The organism is Dietzia cinnamea NBRC 102147 (genome assembly GCF_001571065.1).
Taxonomy (GTDB): domain Bacteria; phylum Actinomycetota; class Actinomycetes; order Mycobacteriales; family Mycobacteriaceae; genus Dietzia; species Dietzia cinnamea.
The window spans coordinates 1-19304 of the sequence record NZ_BCSW01000050.1 but is presented as its reverse complement, the minus strand read 5'-3'; the positions used below and the strand labels follow the sequence as shown (position 1 = coordinate 19304).

13 protein-coding genes are annotated in these 19304 nt (G+C 72.3%); 5 read left to right on the top strand and 8 right to left on the bottom strand.

The annotated features are described in order from the left end of the window. A partial coding sequence (locus DCI01S_RS13610) for a TetR/AcrR family transcriptional regulator (protein WP_061229724.1) occupies positions 1–588 on the top strand: 588 nt, incomplete at its 5' end. Positions 589–643: 55 nt separating this feature from the next. Here the strand turns inward: DCI01S_RS13610 and DCI01S_RS13605 are convergent. The 3 genes from DCI01S_RS13605 to DCI01S_RS13595 all read right to left on the bottom strand — a co-directional run bounded on the left by DCI01S_RS13605 (position 644) and on the right by DCI01S_RS13595 (position 11590). Next, positions 644–1222, bottom strand: coding sequence for a holo-ACP synthase (locus DCI01S_RS13605; RefSeq protein WP_061229723.1), 579 nt, complete (start codon positions 1220–1222; stop codon positions 644–646). Then, positions 1219–10668 carry a type I polyketide synthase gene (locus DCI01S_RS13600; protein ID WP_061229722.1) on the bottom strand — a complete coding sequence of 3150 codons (9450 nt, stop codon included), beginning with the start codon at positions 10666–10668 and terminating at the stop codon, positions 1219–1221. Before DCI01S_RS13600 ends, DCI01S_RS13605 begins: the two co-directional genes overlap by 4 nt. A 358-nt stretch (positions 10669–11026) precedes the next feature. Continuing rightward, a complete protein-coding gene (locus DCI01S_RS13595) occupies positions 11027–11590 on the bottom strand; it encodes a hypothetical protein (RefSeq protein WP_061229721.1) in 564 nt (187 codons plus the stop codon). A gap of 147 nt (positions 11591–11737) precedes the next feature. Here DCI01S_RS13595 and DCI01S_RS13590 point away from each other — a divergent pair, with 147 nt between their 5' ends. After that, positions 11738–13411 (top strand): sodium-dependent transporter, encoded by a 1674-nt coding sequence (locus DCI01S_RS13590; RefSeq protein ID WP_061229720.1) that lies wholly within the window; start codon positions 11738–11740, stop codon positions 13409–13411. A gap of 3 nt (positions 13412–13414) precedes the next feature. After that, the gene (locus tag DCI01S_RS16865) at positions 13415–13555 is read left to right on the top strand and encodes a methionine/alanine import family NSS transporter small subunit (protein WP_082767821.1); all 141 of its coding nucleotides are present in this window, start codon (positions 13415–13417) and stop codon (positions 13553–13555) included. Positions 13556–13602: 47 nt separating this feature from the next. Here DCI01S_RS16865 and DCI01S_RS13585 read toward each other — a convergent pair whose 3' ends face one another. After that, a complete protein-coding gene (locus tag DCI01S_RS13585; protein WP_061229719.1) occupies positions 13603–14997 on the bottom strand; it encodes a glucose-6-phosphate dehydrogenase in 1395 nt (464 codons plus the stop codon). A gap of 122 nt (positions 14998–15119) precedes the next feature. Between DCI01S_RS13585 and DCI01S_RS13580 the strand changes: the two genes are divergently transcribed. Further along, a complete protein-coding gene (locus tag DCI01S_RS13580) occupies positions 15120–15959 on the top strand; it encodes a maleylpyruvate isomerase family mycothiol-dependent enzyme (protein WP_061229718.1) in 840 nt (279 codons plus the stop codon). A gap of 14 nt (positions 15960–15973) precedes the next feature. Beyond that, positions 15974–16543: a gluconokinase gene (locus DCI01S_RS13575; protein WP_082767820.1), complete on the top strand. Its 570-nt coding sequence runs from the start codon at positions 15974–15976 to the stop codon at positions 16541–16543. 28 nt (positions 16544–16571) lie between these two features. On the opposite strand, the gene DCI01S_RS13570 is transcribed toward DCI01S_RS13575, so the two are convergent. The 4 genes from DCI01S_RS13570 to DCI01S_RS13555 form a co-directional block, all read right to left on the bottom strand. Then, the gene (locus DCI01S_RS13570; protein WP_061229717.1) at positions 16572–17096 is read right to left on the bottom strand and encodes a DUF421 domain-containing protein; all 525 of its coding nucleotides are present in this window, start codon (positions 17094–17096) and stop codon (positions 16572–16574) included. Positions 17097–17166: 70 nt separating this feature from the next. Then, positions 17167–17721, bottom strand: a complete 555-nt coding sequence (locus DCI01S_RS13565; protein ID WP_165001104.1) for a CAP domain-containing protein — start codon at positions 17719–17721, stop codon at positions 17167–17169. Positions 17722–18624: 903 nt separating this feature from the next. Next, entirely contained in the window at positions 18625–18945 is a 321-nt protein-coding gene (locus DCI01S_RS13560) for a head-tail adaptor protein (RefSeq protein ID WP_061229715.1), read from the bottom strand. Continuing rightward, positions 18942–19256 (bottom strand): hypothetical protein, encoded by a 315-nt coding sequence (locus DCI01S_RS13555; RefSeq protein WP_061229714.1) that lies wholly within the window; start codon positions 19254–19256, stop codon positions 18942–18944. The genes DCI01S_RS13560 and DCI01S_RS13555 overlap by 4 nt, the downstream gene beginning before the upstream one ends. Positions 19257–19304: the final 48 nt, after the last annotated feature.

The following is a 19304-nucleotide window of genomic DNA, read 5'->3' as shown; positions in this document are numbered from 1 at the left end:
CTAGTCGAGGTCGGCTTCGACTCGTTCACCTGCGAGGAGGTGGCGTCGCGCGCGGGCGTGCCCATCGGGACGCTGTACCAGTTCTTCGCCAACAAGTACGTCCTGGTCTGCGAGCTCGACCGCCAGGACGCGCACGGGGTGATCGAGGAGGTCGAGCGCTTCGCGCAGAAGATCCCCGCGCTGGACTGGCCGGAGCTGCTCAACGACTTCCTCGACCATCTGGCCGACCTGTGGCTCCGGGATCCGTCCCGGCGCGCGGTCTGGCTGGCCACGCAGGCCACTCCCGCCACGCGGGCCACGGCCGCCGTGAACGAGCGCGAGATCGCCCGGATGATCGCCAGCGTCCTCGCGCCGCTCATGCCCGCCACCGAGCGGGAACGCCGCGCGTTCATGGCCGAGGTGTTGGTGCACGTGGCCTACTCGATGCTGAACTTCTCCGTCAGCGCCGGCCCGGTGCCCGGCGGCGAAGCGGGTGACACCGTCGGCTCCGCCGGCGGCGAGGACATGCACGACGCGACCGTCACCGAGCTCAAGCGGATGCTCACCGCCTACCTGTGGCTGGCGGAGAAGGAAGCCCAGGCCGACTGAGGCGGCCCCGCCGCCAGGCCACCTTTCGGTGAGCCCACAGACCGCTACGGAGCGCCTACCCGCGCAGCGGCCCCTCGAGCACCACGAACGCGATCGCGGAGCCGCCGTCGTGGCTGAGGGAGACGTTCCACCGCGTGTCGTCACCGAGGGTCGCGGCCACCTGCCGGGCCACCTCTCCCCCGAGACGCACCGTCGGCCGGCCCCAGGCGTCGCACACCGTCTCGATCTCGGCCCAGCGCAGCAGGTCGGGCGGGATCGGAGGGGGCATGCCGTACAGTGCCGCGGACCACGCCTTGATGACCGCCTCTTTCGCGGCCCAGCGTGCGGCGAGGTGGCGGGCCAGCGGGTCCTCGTGGCGGCGCGGGGTCACCGTCCCGGGCGGAGACGACATCCCCGGTGGAGACGACGCCGCGGGAGACGAGGACGCGGGAGACGCTGACGTAGATGACGACGGCGACGACGACGTGAACCCGGCCGCCCGGCCGGCCCCGCGGGCCTCGGCGCGTTCGCGGCACTGCCTCCGCTCGGTGGGCGAGAACGCGCGCGTGAGCCGCGTCCCCGGTTCGGCCAGAGACGCGGCGAAGGCGCCGAGGTCGACGATGTCGACCCCGACGCCTCTCACCCCGGTCGTCACCGCCCGGAGCGCTCCGTCCCGGCGACCTCCGCGGCGATCTCCGCGGCGACACCGGCCGACAGCACGCCGTCGGCGTCGACGCGGGCGGCCGGGTCGAGCAGGACCGCGGCCTCGCGCTCCTTGACCTCGTCGCCCGAACCCTCACCGAGGCGACGGGCCTCGGGGCGGGTGTAGAGCGCCTCGCCGCCGTAGATCGCGTCGGTCAGGCGCCGGGCGCCCTCGCGCTCGCGGCGCAGGCCGGCCTCGCGGATGCGCTCGGCCTCGTCCTCGCCGTACGCCGCGGCCACGGCCCGGTGGTAGGCCTCCGGGTGCACCACGGCGATGAGGCCGGAGACGTGGCCGAAGCCCAGCGAGGTGAGCAGACCGGCCTTGAGGGGCAGGTCGCCGCCCAGCTGCAGGGTCTCGCGCAGCCACACCAGGTGCCGGTGGTGGTCCAGCACGTCGTCGACGCAGTCCAGGGAGCGGTTGGGCGGGATGGTGCCCGACCGCAGCATCTGGGTGAGCCCGATGAGCTGGAACGCCGCAGCACCGCCCTTGGCGTGGCCGGTGAGCGTCTTCTGCGACACCACGAACAGCGGGTTGCCCTCGGACCGGCCGATCGCCTCGGCGAGACGCTCGTGCAGGTCCGACTCGTTGGGGTCGTTGGCCTTGGTCGAGGTGTCGTGCTTGCTCACCACGGCCACGTCGTCGGCGGTCAGGCCCAGCTGGGCGAGGCCGCGGGCGAGCGGCGAACGCTTCCCGCCGCGCCCGGCGCCCAGCGCACCCAGCCCGGGGGCCGGGATGGAGGTGTGCGCGCCGTCGCCGTACGAGCCGGCCCAGCCGACCACGCCCAGGACGGGCAGCCCCATGCGGGCCGCGACGTCACCACGGGCGAGCAGGATGGTGCCACCGCCGGCCGACTCGACGAACCCGCCGCGACGGCGGTCGTTGGCCCGGCTGTAGTACCGCTCGTCGATCCCCTTGGCCGCCATGGCCGCGGAGTCGGCGGTGGCGGACATGTCGGCGAAGCCCTGGATGCCCTCGATGGACAGGTCGTCGAACCCGCCGGAGACCACGAACTCGGCCTTGCCGGCGCGGATCTTGTCGAAGCCCTCCTCGACGCTCACCGCGGTGGTGGCGCAGGCCGCCACCGGGTGCACCATCGAGCCGTAGCCGCCGACGTAGGACTGCATGACGTGCGCGGCCACGACGTTGGGCAGCGCCTCCTGCAGCGTGTCGTTGGCGCGGCTGCGGCCGAGGATGCCGTCGATGTACAGCGAGCGCATGCTCGTCATGCCGCCCATGCCGGTGCCCTGCGTGTTGGCGACGTCGGCCGGGTGGACGTGGGCCAGCAGCTCGGCCGGGGTGAAGCCCGACGAGATGAAGGCGTCGACGGTGGCCACGAGGTTCCACGCGGCCACCCGGTCGATGCCGGAGACCATGTCCGCGGGGATGCCCCACGCCGTGGGGTCGAACCCGGTCGGGATCTGACCGCCGACCACGCGCGTGAGCATGGTGCGGCGCGGGACGCGGATCTCCGTGCCGGCCTTGCGGGTGACCGTCCACTCCCCGTCCTCGCTCTGCGTGACGACGGTGTTCTCCGGGTCGTCCGAGAGGTAGGCGCGGGCCTGGGCCTCGTCGTCCACGACGAAGGACAGGTCCTCCGGCAGGAACACCGAGGTGAGCTGCGGTGCGGCGCCCGCGAACATCTCGGCGCGGGCGTCGTCGGCGTACGTGCGCACGCCCACCCGGGCCAGGACCTCGTCGCGGAACCGCTCGGCGATGTCCGCCTCGTCGATCGCCTCGCCGGTGGCCGTGACGGTCCACCCCGCGCGGGGCGAGTCCTCCCACGTGATCAGGCCCGTCGACCAGGCCAGCTCGACCACGCCGGCGGCGGTGAGGTCGCCGGTGGTCTCCACCTCGAAGCGGGTACGGGCGCTGCCGTAGGGGCCGACCTCACCGGCGCCCACGATGACGACCATGTCCTCGAGGTCCTGGGTGACCTCGCCCCACTCGGGCCGCTCGTCGGCGGCGACCGTCGGCAGCGACGGCAGCGCGGCGATCGTGCCGGCCGTGTCCTCGTCCGGGGTCGTCGCGGAGGCGGTGGGCCGGTCCGCGGCGAGCGCGGACATGTCGAGGTCGGCCGTGCCGAGCCCGCCCGTGAGGTCCACGGTGACCGGCTTCTCGGCGGCGGCGTCGCGGAACTCCGGCGCGCACCAGCGCAGCAGCTCGGTGGCCATCCCGGCGGTGGACCACGTGGACACGCCCGCGGCCTCGACGGCCTCGACGAGCGGGTCGTTGTGGCCCATGAGGCCGGTGCCCCGGACCCACCCGATGATCGCGTGGACGAAGGTGACCCGCTGCGACCAGGCCTTCTCCGAACCCCACTTGGCGATCATGGCGTCGAGCGCGGCCTTGGCCTCGCCGTAGGCGCCGTCGCCGCCGAAGATGCCGCGGTTGGGCGAGCCCGGCAGGACCACGTGCAGGCGGGAGTCGACGTCGGTGTCCGCGCCGATCGCGCCGAGCCCGGCGACGAGCTTCTCCACGCTCCACAGCAGGACGCGCATCTCCGTCTCGGCCCGCGGGCCGGCGTCGGCCATCGAGCCCTGGACGCGCGGTGCGGCGAACGGGAACAGCAGCGTCGGCGTGAGCGCCGGCTTGAGGACGGTGGTCTGGCCACCGGCCGACTCGGAGTGCTCCGAGCCGACCCACTCGACCAGCGCGTCGACGTCCGAGTAGGAGGTCATGTTGGCGGGCAGGACCCACAGCGCCGCGCCACCGCGGGCGTTGGAGCGGTAGAGGTCCTTGAAGAACGCCAGCTTGCCCTGGTCGAGGCTCGAGGTGGTGGCCACCACGGTGGCGCCACCGGCCAGGAGGCGGCCGGTGACCGCCGCGGCGATGGAGCCCTTTCCGGCGCCGGTGACGACGGCGACGTCGTCCGCGTACGCGCCGACGAACTCCTCCGCCGCGGCCTCCGAGATCTCCCGGAAGGCCGTGGCCAGGGCGTCGCGGCGGGCATCGGTCGCCCGGGCCGCCCACCAGCGGGCCTGCTCGGCGACGATCTCGCCCGCGCCGCGGAAGGCCTCCGCGGCGTCGGCCGGCACGTCCGAGGCGGTCCACAGGCGGGCCAGGTCCTCGCGGGCCGAGGCCCAGCGGTCGTCCAGCAGGACGGCGCGGTTGGCGTCGAAGGCCGGGGCCACCACGCGGCGCCAGTCGGAGCCCAGCTCGGCGGCCACGAGGTCGGCGAGCTCGGAATCCGGATCGGCGTCGGCCAGCAGGTCGACGGCCTCCGGCTCGAGGTGCCCGAGCCGGGTGAGCAGGCCGCGCGCGGCCTCCGCCAGGACGCCGTTGCGGCCGGTGAGCTCGTCGGCGAACTCGGTCAGCGCGGCGGAGTCGACGACCCCGCCACCGCCGGCGCCCGAGGAGGGCATGGCCACGGACACACCGTGGGCGGCGCCGACCGCCTGCACGGCCGCGTCGATGAGCGCGTCCAGGCCGGCGACGTCCTTGACGCCCGAGGCGTCGAGGGTCGCGAGGTCGCCACCGCGGATCGAGGCGCCGTCGCGGGTGCCCAGCGCGATCTCGGCGGTCACGTGGTGGGCCCAGCCGGCGCCGAGCTCCCACGCGCCGGTCACGCGCTCGGTGATGTACGCCGGGCGCTTGCCGGTGCGGCCCAGGACCGCGCGCAGGGCCTCCCCGACCGCGTCCGACAGGACGGGGCCGAAGGGGGCGTAGCCGCGGGCCAGGCGCGAGACCTGGTCGGCCAGGGTCGGGAAGTCCGCCTCGGCGGCGCCGTCGATGGCGCCCAGGCTCAGCTCGGTGCCCAGGTCGAGCAGCAGCTGGTTACGGCGCGAGGACACGCCGTCGCACAGCGTCTCGATGGAGTCGCCGGCGGCGATCTGCTCGGGACGGACCTTGGTGCGCAGCGCCACCAGCATGCGGGTGGCCGCGGGTGCGCCGAACTCCAGGTCGTCCGGGCGGGGAGCGCCGGGGGCGGCGGCAGGCGCAACTGCCGGTTCGGATCGGTCCGCACCGGCCGTGCCGGGGGTGTTGACGGCCGGTGCGGGGTCTGTGGGGGCCGCCTGACCGGCGGCCGGGGTGGAGGCGGAACCGGTGTCGGCGTCCGCCTCGTCGTCGTCGCCCTCCACGCTGGGCGGCAGGGTGCCGTACAGCGTCGCCGAGTCGCGCTCGACGTTGATCACCTGGGCGCGCGGCCCGCGGTGGGTGGGCAGGTCGAGGGTCTTGGAGGCGAGGTTCGCGACGGTCGGGGCGTTGGCCACGCCGACCTCGATGAACTGCTCGACGCCGAGGCCGCCACGCTCGATCGGCGTGAACAGCAGCTCCTGCGTCTCGATCCAGCGGACCGGGCTCGCGAACTGCCAGGCCAGCAGCTCGACGAGCAGCAGGCGGCCCAGTCGCGTGGGCGTGGCGGACCAGGCGTCCCAGTTCGCGAGGACGTCGTCCAGGGCCTCCGCCGGCACGAGGTCGGCGATCTCCTGCACGAAGTCGCGCTCGAGGCTGAACAGGCGCGGCACGAGGTTCGGGATGTAGCGGCCGACGAGCACCGAGATGTCCACGTCCTCGGGGATCAGCGCGTCGAGGGTGGCCCGGAAGTCCGGGACGCCGCCGCGCAGCACCGTGGAGTGGAACGGCACGTCGATGCCGGGCACCAGGATGAAGGCGTTCTTGCCGCCCGAGCGCTCGAGCTCCCGGTTCACCGCCTTCTCCAGCGCGGCGCAGCCGGCGACCGTGCCGGCCAGCGCGTACTGCGAGCCCGCCAGGTTGTAGTTGACGATCTCGATGAACTCGCCGGACTCGCGGGCCACGTCGGCGACCCACTGCGCGATGTCCTCGTCCGAGATGCCCATCTGCGACGGGCGGATAGCGGCCATGCGGTAGTCCGACCGCCCCTGCGCGTCACGCGGGACCAGCTGGTGCATGGTCGAGCCACGCTGGAACACGATCTCCAGCAGCGGCTCGAGCTCGAGCACGCCGGAGATGGCGGCCAGGGCGTCGTACTCGCCGATCGAGTGGCCGGCGAAGTAGGCGCCGTCGACGAGCAGGCCGTCGGCCTCGAGCTCGGCGCGCTGGGCGACCGCGAGGCACGCCATCGCGACCTGGGTGAACTGGGTCAGGTAGAGCACGCCGTCGGGATGCCGGTGGACCTCGCCGCGGACGGTGACCTCGGTCGGGTTGTCGCGGACGAGCGCCAGGATCGAGAAGCCCAGGGCCTCACGGGTGTGCTTGTCGGCGCGGTCCCAGATCTCGCGGGCGGCGGGGCAGCGGGTGCGCCCCTCCATGCCCATCCCCTTGGCCTGGATGCCCTGGCCGGGGAACGCGTAGACGGTGCGCGGGGCCTCGGTCAGCGCGGTGGCGGCCATGACGGTGGCGCCGTCGACCGTGCACGTGACCTCGAGGACCTGGCCGCCGGCGTGGCGGCCGGTCTGCACGGCGCGGACGGTGATGTGGTCGCCCGGGCGGACCGGGGCGAGCATCCGGGCGGTCCAGCCGGCGATCCGCAGCGCGGGGGTCTTGCCGTCCGAGGCCTGCACGGCGTGCTGCGCGGCGGCCGAGAGCCACATGCCGTGGACGATCACTCCACCGAGCCCGGCCAGCTCGGCCGCCGTGTCGGAGACGTGGATCGGGTTGTGGTCGCCGGAGACCAGCGCGAACGCGGTCATGTCGTGCGGGGCCGTGAGCGTGGCGGACACGCGCTGCTGGCGCGTGGTCTCCGCGGGCTCGGCGACGCCACCGGACGGGGTGACCAGCGCGCCACCGGCCGGGCGGGGGTCGCCGACCTCGGCGCCGCCGGTGCGGCCACGGACGGCGAAGCGCTCCGACAGGGTGCACAGCGGGGTGCGGGAGCCGTCGCGTGCCTCCGCGGCCACCTCGACCGACACCTCGACGACGCGGCCGAGGTCGGTGTCGCGGACACCGCCGGACCGGGCGACGACGACGAGGTCGGTCGTCTCCTGCGGCAGCGCCGCGTGCATGCGGATGCCGTGGTCCAGGTGGACCAGGTCGAGCAGCCCCTCGACGACGGTGCCGGTGCCGCGCGGGCGACGCGTCTGGCCGAGCACGGCGAAGACGGTCGGCCAGGCGGCGCCCACGAGGGCGTCCGGGACGCCGGCGGACGGCACGAGCGAGGTGGGCAGGCTGCCGGCGGTGACGCCGGTGTGGTCCGTGGCCAGGGTGGGCTCGAACGTGAACCGCGCGGTGGCGACACCGTCGGTGACCTCGGGCAGCGTGTCGATCCGGGTACCGCCCGCTCCCCCGCGGCCGACGCCGGCGGCGGTGGCCAGCAGGGTGCGCATGGCGGACTCCGCGGCGTCATCGGTGATGACGGGCGCGGCACCGGTGGCCACGGCGTCGCCCACGGTGAGGGTGATGGTCATCTCGGCCGGGCCGACCGGCAGCGTCAGGTCGACCGTCTGCCCGTCCGTGTCCGGGGTGAGGACGGCGCCGGAGACCGGGTGGCGACCGATGCCGTCGGCGTCGATCTCCCACGCGTGCAGGACGCCCAGGCGGTGGACGGGGTTGACGACGAGTCGGCCGGCCCAGGTGACGTCGGGGCTGTTGAGCACGTCGGCGACGGGGCCGGTGACGGTGGTGACGATGCCGCGGCGGCGGCTCGACACGGCCTCGGTGTCGGGCAGGTAGCCGCGGACCCGGTCGGCGGTGGCGGCCTCGAAGCGGTCGAGGAGCTCACCGACCGGCTCGTCGACGCGGGTGATGCCGGCCACGGCGGTGGTCCCGGGGATCACGCACACGGCGTCGGCGTCGTAGCGCGGGTCGTGGGCCTGCCACAGGGAGTCCGAACGCCACCAGCGGCGCACGTCGGCGTCGATGACGGGGACGAACGGCACGGGCTTGCCGGGCATACGGCAGATGTCGAGGAACTCGGCGGCGTCGGCCGGGTGCAGCACGGCGCTCGCGAGCTCGGGGTGGCGGGCGGCGAGGGCGTCGATCACCTCGGCGGGGCGCTCCATGGACTCCACGCGCGGGAACGCGGAGCGGATGCGGCCGGTGTCGGCGGCGTCGAGGCGGGCCTCGGTGCGCTGGACCATGCGGTGGAAGCGCTCGCGGATGGTCGGGTCGAGCCACACGGAGCGGGTGCCGTCGGCGACCGCGGCGGCGAAGTCGCCGCCCACGTCGAACGAGTCGTCGCCCCGGGCGACCGACCCGTCGGCGCCGGCGCCGGGCGCGAGCGAGAGCTCGACGAAGCGCCGCAGCCACTGCTCGTAGGTCATGGAGTCGAGGTCGCCGAAGTAGGGCTTGGCGGTGCCGTTGATCGCCGCGATGATCTCGTCGCGGCGGGCGGCCACGGCCTCGGCGTCGCCGGCCACCTCGTCGAGGAGGCGCCCGGTGCGCGCGGCGGTGTTGTCGATCTCGTGGATGTCCGCGCCGAGCTGGCTACGGCCGGAGGCCATGCCTCCCTCGGCCTGGCCCGCGCCCACCCAGGCGTCGACGCCCGTGGTGTCCACGAGCAGCTGCTTGACCTGGGGGCTGGTAGTGGCCTCGAGGGTCGCCATGGCGGCGGTACCCACGAGGATGCCGTCGACCGGCATGGCCGGGTAGCCGTGCGCGTTGGCCCACGAGCCGGTGAGGTAGTCGGCGGCCCGCTCGGGGGTGCCGATGCCTCCGCCGACGCACAGGACGACGTTGGGGCGCTCGCGCAGCTCACCGTAGGTCGACAGCAGGAGGGCGTCGAGATCCTCCCACGAGTGGTGGCCGCCGGCGCGCCCTCCCTCGACCTGGACGATGACGGGCATGTGCGGGACCTCGGCGGCGATCCGCACGACCTGGCGGATCTGCGCGACGGTGCCGGGCTTGAAGCTGACGTGCCGCAGGCCTGCCTCGGTCAGCTCCTCGATGAGGGCCACCGACTCGTCGAGCTCGGGGATCCCCGCGGTGACGATCACGCCGTCGAAGGGGATGCCCGCGGCCCGGGCCCGCTGGACGAGGCGCTTGCCGCCGACCTGCATCTTCCACAGGTACGGGTCGAGGAACAGGGAGTTGAACTGGGCGCTGCGGCCGGGCTCGAGCAGCTCGGCCAGACGGCGGGTGTTCTCGGCGAAGATCGCCTCGGAGACCTGACCGCCGCCGGCGAGCTCGGCCCAGTGGCCGGCGTTGGCCGCCGCCGCGACGATCTGCGGGTCCACGGTGGTGGGCGTCATGCCGGCCAGCAGGATCGGCGAGCGCCCGGTGAGGCGGGTGAACGACGTCTCCACGTGGACGCTGCCGTCGGGCAGCGTGATGAGCTGCGGCTGGAACGCCGTCCACGGCCGCTCGATGGGCGGCGTGGCGCCCGGGGTGAACAGGTTGCGCAGGCCCCCGCGGGTGGCCGCGGCGACCACGCCGACGCCCTGACCGCGGACCACGGACCGGTTGAGGCGGGTCAGCGCCTCGCCGGGGCCCATGTCGAGGATCCACTGGGCACCGGAGTGCAGGGCCTCGGCCATCTCCTCGACCCAGTCGACCGGCTCGATGAAGACCTGGCGCGCCAGGTGGACGGCGCGCTCGACGTCCAGATCGCAGGCGCGGGCCCAGCGGGAGACGATCTCGACCGCCGGCGCCATCGCCGGGTGGTGGAATCCGACCTCCACGTCGAGCGGGTCGAAGACGGGGGCGAAGACCTCGCCGCCGGTGAGCTTTGCCTCGCGACGACGACGCGACTCGGCCTCGAGGTCGGCGCAGTGACGACGCAGGTCCTCGAGGTCGTCCGGTCGGCCGACCACGACGTGGCGGCGCTGCGCGTTGCGGATGGAGACCGACGGGCGGATCGACGCGTCGACGTCCGAGAACAGCTCGTCGACCAGCGATCGCAGGGCCTCGCCGTCGATCCCGGACACCCCGACCATGGGGCTGGCCTGGCCACGGCGGAACAGACCCACGCGCCGCCCGACCAGGGTGGCGGCGGCGCCGATGAGCTCGGCGACGGCCAGCAGCCGGTCGTCGATGGACCCGAAGGTCTCCACCGACTCCACGGCCAGCACGCCCTGGGAGTGTCCGACCACGGCCGCCGGGGCGGTGTCGTTGACGTCGAAGCCCTCGGCCGCGAGGGCGCGCAGTGCACCCATCTGGGTGAGCAGGACCGCGGGGAGGGAGACCGCGGCGGCCGACAGGGAGGCGTCGTCGGGCAGGTCAGCCGCGTCCTCGTCCTCGCCGGTGGTGGTGTTGGCCCACTCGATGGGCCGGAAGCCGTGGGTCCGCACGACCGCGATCTCGTCATGGACGGGCTCGGTGAGGGCGACGGAGGCGTCGACAAGGTCCTGGAGCTCCGGCCCGATCCCCGTGCCGTCGATGAGATCGCTGAGCGCGTCGCGCCAGGCGATCCCCTGCCCGCCGAAGGCGAGCGCATAGGCCGTACCCTCACGGAGTTCGTCCGCGAGGGCGCGGGCGGCGCTACGGGCCGCGAACCCGGTCTCGATCGGGCGGGGGGTGAGGTCGCGGTCGTCGATCGTCACGTGTGGAACTCCTTGGCACTGCGTCAGGGACATCGCCGGAATCGGTGACCGGTTTCGGCGCAGCGCACAGATTGCCACACAAAGTTGAGGTGCCCCTCAGATTGCGGGGGTACGACCGACCGAATCGCGGGTCAGCCGTCGGTCGGCGGCGGTGATGCCCGCCACAAAAAGACATGACGCGCGCCTCATATCTACAGGTGAGGCCACCCTCAGGTTCTGCGTTTGCGCGGTTATCGAATTGTTACATCTTTTCAGGGACTCTCGGGCTACCAGGGCGTGTCGTCCAGCCCATACGGGTGTGCTGCCGACGCGCCCGCGACCCGGTACGGGACGACGCGTCGCCACTGCCGTGCCGCGATCAGGCGCCGCAGCGCAGCTCCTCCATGGCCCGCGCGTCCAACCCTTCGGCAGCGCACAGATCGGCGGCCAACCGGCGCGGCCCGGACGACCACTCGACGTGGGCGGCCCGCGCGGCCCGCCCGAACGACACGGTGACCAGGCCACCGATACCGGGCGTCTCGTCCGGCGCGAGCGCCCCCTCCCCCACCCGGTCGATCGCCACGACCTCGGCGACGGTCGCTGCCCCGGGCGCGGGGATCAGCCGCAGCTGCACGAGGTGACCGTCGAACGCCCCCATCCAAACGGCGAACGTACCGGTGCCGTCCGGCCGGAGCTCAAGCGTGCGCCCGTGCGAGAACCACCGGCCGGTCTCGCGCACGACGTCCGTGGGCGTCAGGACGGCCGGGGGCGGTACGGACGCGGCCACCGGTTCGACGGGCGCCACCACGGTCGGAACCGCCGGCCCGCCCGGCGCGAGCGTCCGCGGGGAGGCGGCGACGGAGCCCGCGCCGACGGTGAGCGTCACGAGCGCCGCGGCGACGAGCAGCCGATTCGCGGTCCGCCCTCCTAATTGGTGCCTCATGGGATTACCCTAATCACACCAGCCACGTGACCGAGTACCCGACTTGCGTCGATTCGATCACCAAATGGCAACCGTCCGACTAGAAGTAGGGGACTCGGAGCACGGCTCGAATCCGAACCCGCCCGCTCCCCCGCTGAGGAGGAATCCATGTCCACACCCGCCGCCACGGGCGGTACCAGGAGACGCGAGGCCTTCTCGGGGCGCTCCGTCTTCGTGTTCGCCGCCATCGGCTCCGCCGTCGGCCTCGGCAACATCTGGCGTTTCCCCTTCGTCGCCTACGACAACGGCGGCGGCGCGTTCCTCATCCCGTATCTGGTCGCGCTGCTCTCCGCCGGTATCCCCCTGCTGTTCTTCGACTACGCCATCGGCCACCGGTTCCGCGGCTCCGCTCCCCTGAGTTTCCGCCGCATGAACCGTTTCGCCGAGCCGATCGGTTGGATCCAGGTGTTGGTGTCCTTCGTGATCGCCGTCTACTACGCGGTGATCCTCGCGTGGGCGGCCTGCTACGCCTGGTTCTCCGTCGACGGCCGCTGGGGCGAGACCTATGAGGAAACCGCCACCTTCTTCTCGGAGGACTTCCTCCGCGCCGGGTCCGGCTTCGGCCTGGACTTCGTGCCGCTCATCACGGGCGTGTTGGTCGTTGTATGGCTGTTCACTCTCGGCGTCCTCATCGCGGGAGTTCAGAAGGGCATCGGCCGGACCGCTCAGATCTTCATCCCGCTGTTGATCGTCTTGTTCGCGGCCCTGGTCATCCGGTCCCTGTTCCTCGAGGGGGCCGCCGACGGCCTCAACAACTTCTTCACGCCCGACTGGGGCGTGCTGACCGACCCCGGTGTGTGGATCGCCGCCTACGGGCAGATCTTCTTCTCCCTGTCGGTGGGCTTCGGCATCATGCTCACCTACGCCTCGTACCTCAAGCGCCGCTCCAATCTCACCAGCTCGGGGCTCGTCGTGGGCTTCTCCAACTCGGCATTCGAGGTCCTGGCCGGTATCGGCGTCTTCGCCACCCTCGGCTTCCTCGTCTCCTCCGCTGCGGGCGCGGGGTGGGACGACGTCAGCGGCGGGCCGGGCCTCGCGTTCATCGCCTTCCCCGCCCTCATCTCGCAGATGCCCGGCGGGCCCATCTGGGGCGTCGTGTTCTTCGCATGCCTCATCCTCGCCGGCCTCACGTCGATGATCTCGATCGTCGAGGTGGTCATCTCCTCCTTCCAGGACAAGGTGGGCGTCTCCCGCACCACCGCAACGTTGGCGATCGGCGGCCCGATGGCCATCGTGTCGATCCTGCTCATGCCCACCGAGACGGGCCTGCAGAACCTCGACATCCTGGACAAGTTCGCCAACAGCATCGGCATCGTGGGCATCGCGCTCATCGCCCTCATCGTGGTGATGTTCGCGCTGCGCCTGGGTCCCACCCTGCGCGACCACCTCAACTCGGTCTCTTCGTTCAAGGTCGGCCCCATCTGGATCGTGTGCATGGCGGTCGTCACCCCGCTCGTCCTGGCGTACGCGCTGTTCGGCGAGATCCGCAGCCTGGTCTCGGAGCCGTACGAGGGCTACGACGCCGCCGTACTCGGCGTCTGGGGCTGGGGCATGATCGCCGCGATCCTGGTGCTGTCGGTGATCCTGTCCCTGCTGCCCTGGCGCGGGGCCCGTCACCTCGACGGCCCGCCGGCGACGGACGACGATCCAAGCGACGTCCTCTACGAGGACCAGTTCGACGCGTCGGGCTCCCCCGTCCGGGCCGACGCGGCCAGCGCGACCCGCACGGCCGGCACCGGTACGCGCGGCAACCGTACCGAGACCACCCGAAACGAGGGCTGAACCATGGACACCGCAGCGATCATCATGATGGTGCTGTTCCTGCTCGTCATCTGGGGAGGCCTGGCACTGAGCATCGCGCACTTCGTCCGGCAGCCCGACGACATGACGGAGGAGAACGCCGCGCGCACGGCGCGGAAGGTCTGACTCCCGGTCATCGACCGTAGGCCCCGGTTCCACAGCGGAACCGCGGCCTACGTCGTCCCGGGGTTCCCCTCGACCGGGCCGTCCGAGCCCGCCTCGTACTCCTCCATTGGGACCGCGCCGGACTCCCAGGCCTCGATCACCGGGGTGAGGATCCGCCAGCACTCCTCGGCGACGTCGCCGCGGACGGTGAGGAGCCGGTCCCCGTCGAGGATCCGCCCGAGGACCTCCCCGTACGGGAGCAGGTCGCTGTCGCCGAGCTCGGTGTCGAGGTGGGAGTCCTCGAGCGCGAGACTGTCGCCGGAGGCGTTGGTCGCCAGGTCGAGTGCCACCCGGCCGGGCGCGATGCCCATCGTGAGCCGGCTCGGCGGGGCCCCGCCCGCGAACGCCTCCGGAACGTGTGGCGGCGGCCGGAACGTCACCGTCACCCGCATCGAGTCCTCACCCAGTGCCTTGCCTGACCGGAGCCGCACGGGCACTCCCGCCCAGCGCTGGTTCCGGACCTCGAGCACCACCTCGGCGAGCGTCTCGGTCCCCCGCGACGGATCGACGCCCTCCTCGTCGGTGTAGGCGACGACGTCACGGCCGCCCGCCCTGCCGGCCGTGTAGCGGGCGCGACGAGAGCACGCGGACGGGTCGTCCCGCCACACGTGGGTGGACCGGAGGGTGGTGGCGAGCAGGTCGTGCAGTTCGGTGGCGTCGAGTCGCGCGGGCGCCTCCATGGTGACCAGCGCCGTCACGAGCAACAGGTGCGACTGGAGCATGTCGACCAGCGCACCGGTCGAGTCGTAGTAGACGGCACGGCCCTCGAGGGCGAGGGTCTCGTCGGCCACGACGTCGATGCGCTCGACGTGCTCGGCTGTCCACACGGGTTCCAGGACCCGGTTACCGAACCGCATCCCGAGGATGTTGAGGACGTTCGCGTCGCCGAGGAAGTGGTCGACGCGGTGGACGCGGTCCTCGGGGACGAGGTCGAGGAGCAGCGCGTTGAGGTCTCGGGCCGAGGCGAGGTCGGTGCCGAACGGCTTCTCGACCGCGAACCGTACGTCGTCGCGGAGTGGGCGGCCGCGCAGTCCCTCGCACGCCGTGGCGGTGACGGCCGGGGGCAGGGCGAAGTACAGCACCACCGGGCCGTCGAGCCCGTCGATGAAGTCGGCGAACGCGTCGGCGTCCGTGACGTCCAGGGCGACGAAGCGAGTCGTCGCCGCGATCCGGTCGGCCTGGTCCGGTCCGCAGCCGCCCTCGCGCAGCGCTGACCGGACGAGTCCGCGCCACTCGTCGTCGTCCATACCGGATCGGCCGGAGCCGACGACGGTGACGTCCCGCCCGGGGTCGCGCGCCAGGAGCGAACCCAGGCCGGGGAGCAGGAGGCGCTCGGTGAGATCACCCCCGGCCCCCAGGATCGCCAGGGTGGGGCGGTCGTTCTGTGACGTGGTGGTCGGCATGCGGTCGGGCCTCCGGGCGGGTCGTCGCCCGGCGGCTCGGTCCGGGCACTACTCGGCTGCTCGCCCGACGCTACCCGCGCGATCGTCCACCGGCCGGGCGCGACGCCAGTAGCCTCGGCGGCATGGACAGCGAGTCGAGCGACACGGCACCCGTCGAGGTGCGCCACCTGGTGCAGCAGTGGAAGCGCCTCGACGAGGTGCTGGCAGGTCTGAAGAAGGACGACTGGACGGCGGCGACCGCGCTGCCGGGGTGGACCGTGCGCGACATCGTGGCGCACATCGCCGGCACCGAGCACATGCTCGCCGGCGAGCCGGTCCCGGACATCGAGCTGCCTGAGTCGGCTCGCGAGTACGTCCACAACCCGATCGGTGAGCTCAACGAGAAGTTCGTCCAGGAGGCCCGGTCGCTGGCGGTGGAGGACGCGTTCTCCGATTTCCGGGAGGTCGTCGCCGAGCGCACGGAACAGCTCGCGGAGCTGTCCGGCGTGGATCTCGAGGCGGAGACGGACTCCCCCGTCGGTCGCGTGCCGTACCGCCGCTTCATGGGGGTGCGGGTCTTCGACTGCTGGGTCCACGAGGACGACATCCGGCAGGCGCTCGGCATGAAGCACCATCTCGGCGGTGACACCGGGCGGTTCGCCGTCGAGGAGATCGTGCGGGCCCTGCCGCGCATCGTCGGCAACGGCGCCGGCGCCCCGGACGGGTCGCGTGTCCGGTTCCGCGTCGTGGGTGAGGACGACGCGGATCTGCCGCTGGCCACCGACGTCGTCGTCGACGGGCGCGCGCGGCTCGCCGATGTGGACGACGCCGCGCGGACCACCGTCGAGCTGGTCTTCGACACGGCGACCTTCGTGCGTGCGACGACCGGCCGCATCACCGCCGAGCCGGGTCGCGGCGTGGAGGTCAGCGGGGACGAGGATCTGGGCCGGGCGATCCTCGGATCGTTGGCCTTCACCATCTGAGCCCTCGGGAGGTGGTGACGACGACGAGGAGCTCGGCAGCCGACGAGCCGGGGCACGCGCCCGGTCCGCACATCGTCGTCATGGGGGTCTCCGGCGCCGGGAAGTCGACGGTCGCCCGGGCTATCGCCGATCGGGCGGGTGCGGAGCTGGTGGATGCCGACGACCTGCATCCCCCTCGCAACATCCGGAAGCTGGCGGCCGGGGAACCCCTCGCCGACGACGACCGCTGGCCGTGGCTGGAGGCGGTCCGCGACCGCATGAGGCACCACGACCACTCGCGCGGGCCGGAGGCGCCGGCGCCCGACCGCGGCCTCGTCGTCGCGTGCTCGGCGCTGCGCCGCGCCTATCGCGATGTGTTGCGCGAGGTCCGCCGCCCGGTGTTCTTCGTCGAGCTCGGCACCGATCCGGAACTCATCGCCGCCCGTCTCGCCGCCCGCCGCGGCCACTTCGCATCCGATCGGATCCTTGAGTCGCAGGTGCTCACGCTGGAGCCGCTCGCGGCCGACGAGTACGGGATGCTCTGCCCGATCTCGCAGCCGGCGGACGAGATCGCCGAGGACGTGCTGGCCGCGCTGTCGGGATGAGGCGGCGGTCAGCCGGGCTCGGCCGCCGTCAGCCCCGGTGCTGCCGCGCCCACCCCGGGACGTCCTCGAGGACGGATCCGTCGCCCAGCGACGACCCGGTGATGACACTCATGCTGCCGTCGTTCTCGAGGATGACGGCCGCGACGTCGCCCAGGTCGCCGACGCCGGAGGAGCGGATGGTCTGGCGGATGTCGGCGTGGGTGAGGCGGTGGCGGGCGATCTGGTCGTCGAGGAAGACGCCGTCGCGCACGAGCAGCGTCGGGTCGGCGGTGAGGACGGCCCGCCCGGCCCGCGACCTCCTCAGCCGCGAGACGGCGTACTGCAGGACGACGAGCAACGCCATCGCGATCGCGCCCTCGGTCCAGGACACGTCGGAGCTGAGGATGATGGTCGCGAGCGTGGAACCGAGCGCGACGGTGACGACGAAGTCGAAGGCGTTGAGCTGCGTCAGGGTGCGCTTGCCGAACACCCGCACCACCAGCACGAGGAACGCGTAGGCGGCGGCGCCGACGAGCAGGACCCGGAGAACGTCAGGCCAGTTGTCGAACCACATGCCCGCACCGTACCGACGAGCCGGCGCCGACGAGCCCCCGTGCCGACGAGCCCCGTGCCGGCGGCCCGGGCTACCTCTCCGCCATCGGGGTGGCGAAGTGCTGGACGTAGAGATGCGCCTCCGGCAGGCCCTGGTAGGCGGCGGTCCGCATGCAGACACCCACGCGGGTGAAGTCCGGGTCGAGGATGTTCTCCCTGTGGCCCGGGCTCTGCATCCACTGGGCGACCGGGTCGGGCCCGCCGGTGGACGAATAGAAGAGGTTCTCCGCTGCCCTGTGGTAATCGACGCCGGCCTCGCGGATGAACGTGCCCGGGCCGCCGCTGCCGTCAGGCGCGTGATGCGCCCAGTAGTCCCTCGCGATCATGTCGTCGGCCTTCGCACAGGCACTGTCGCGGAGCTTCTCGCTCGCGTCCAGTGCCGGGAGCCCGTTCTCGCTGCGCTGCGCGTTCGTCCGCTCCTCCACCGGGGACGGTTCCGCCGGAGGCTCGAGCGGCGCCGCGCCACGGGGGTCCGTCCACGGGAGTCCCCCGTTCACCGCGAGATCCGACTCCGCGCAGCCACTCATCACCGACGCCACCAGGATCACCGACGCGACCGCCGCCCTCGCGACTGTCCGGTTGCTCATCCTCATCACCCGACATCCTGATCACCCGGTCCGAGTGGAGAGACCTGTGCGCCCGGGGAGACTTGAACTAGCCTTTTACGTGGCTGTGACCGGGCGTTATGCGGCTTGACCTGCTCACTTGACTATCCAGCCATTCCTGTGCATACATCCGCGATTCCCCTTTTTTTCGGTGAAGTGTGGGCAAAATGTGGGCACGGACGGACTGGGGCGCGGGCCGCCGGGTCCAGAAGAAGGTCGAATCAACAGCTGGGCGCGACCCGCCGACTGGCATACCTGTTCCACCAAGCGTAACGTTACGGGTATGGGAACACGTATGGGTGAGTGTCCGCTGTGTGGCGACCAGGTGGAAGATGCGCCAATGGTCGACGCCGAGGTGGGCCGGCGCGCAGCACGCAACCGTCGAGCATGGTGGACCCGCCAGCCCATCTGCACCGCATGTGCTTCCACCGGGCATCGCCCCGAGTCCGCAGACGGTAGAACGATCGCGTGGATTGACGTGAACGCGACACGGCACCCGGTCGTGACGTGCGAGGTATGCGGGCAGCGGCTACACATGGAACCGGACAAGCGCCGTAAGCGCGTCACGTGCTCGAACTCGTGTCGCCAGAAGATGTACAAGACCAAGCGTGTTCCGCTAGCCGTAACGTGTGACGGTTGTGGGAACACATATGAGCCCGCCCGGTCCGACTCGAGGTTCTGCTCCCCGGCCTGCCGACAGAAGGCGTACCGGGAACGTCACCGTTAAAGACCAAGAGCGTCGACACCCTACGGGTGGCCCTGGCTGAATCTCCTGCGGACCCACTGCGGACCGAGGGGTGAGCCCCGCCGGGCGGGAGGAGGTACCCGGCGGGGCTCTGCCGTCGCTGTCCAACCCCACGAAGTAGGCGACGGCGGTCTAAGGGGTTATCCGGTCGTGCGTTTCAGGATCACCTCGAAGTGATGGTCCCGGCCGGCCACGGTGTGCCGCTCCACGTCCCCGTCCACGTCGTAGTCCACGCCGCGCCACACCACCCGGTCGGCGGGCTTGATCTCCGTCCGCGGCCCGGTCAGCATCCGGTACCGGGTCGACACCACGTCACGGTGCGCCACCGTCTCCGAAGATCCGAGCGGCGACATGGTGCAGCGGACGGGGATCTCCACGTCGGCATAGATCGGGGAACCGTACCGGTCGCGGTCGACGATCTCCCGCCGCTCGAGGACGGCCCGGTCCTGGAACACGATCACAGCGCACGCACCCTGTACCGGTTCAGGACGGCGAGTTCCACGAGGGTGAAGCCTTGGAACGCGCCACGGATCGACACCCCGCCGGTGTCGTAGGCGATGCCGGTCGGGTTCGTCACCAGCCTGGCGGCGGCGGTGAGGATCACCTCGTCGACGCCGTCGCGGGTCTGCCCCGATGCGAGCTTGTCGCGGCCCCGGCAGTATGCGGAGACCATCGCGGCGATCGTTGCCACGGCGGTGTCGGCCTGGGCCACGAGATCCTCGTCGGAGTCGTCGTGGCCCAGGAACGCGAGGACCTGAGCGCCGGTGGTCATCACGGGGTCGCGTCGGTGAGGACCACGACTCCCTCGGGGTGGATGAGG

Coding starts and splice junctions, on each gene's coding strand:
- DCI01S_RS13595 (WP_061229721.1), bottom strand. CDS start 11,590: ATGAGGCACCAATTAGGAGGGCGGACCGCGAATCGGCTGCTCGTCGCC.
- DCI01S_RS13590 (WP_061229720.1), top strand. CDS start 11,738: ATGTCCACACCCGCCGCCACGGGCGGTACCAGGAGACGCGAGGCCTTC.
- DCI01S_RS16865 (WP_082767821.1), top strand. CDS start 13,415: ATGGACACCGCAGCGATCATCATGATGGTGCTGTTCCTGCTCGTCATC.
- DCI01S_RS13585 (WP_061229719.1), bottom strand. CDS start 14,997: ATGCCGACCACCACGTCACAGAACGACCGCCCCACCCTGGCGATCCTG.
- DCI01S_RS13580 (WP_061229718.1), top strand. CDS start 15,120: ATGGACAGCGAGTCGAGCGACACGGCACCCGTCGAGGTGCGCCACCTG.
- DCI01S_RS13570 (WP_061229717.1), bottom strand. CDS start 17,096: ATGTGGTTCGACAACTGGCCTGACGTTCTCCGGGTCCTGCTCGTCGGC.
- DCI01S_RS13565 (WP_165001104.1), bottom strand. CDS start 17,721: ATGAGCAACCGGACAGTCGCGAGGGCGGCGGTCGCGTCGGTGATCCTG.
- DCI01S_RS13555 (WP_061229714.1), bottom strand. CDS start 19,256: ATGACCACCGGCGCTCAGGTCCTCGCGTTCCTGGGCCACGACGACTCC.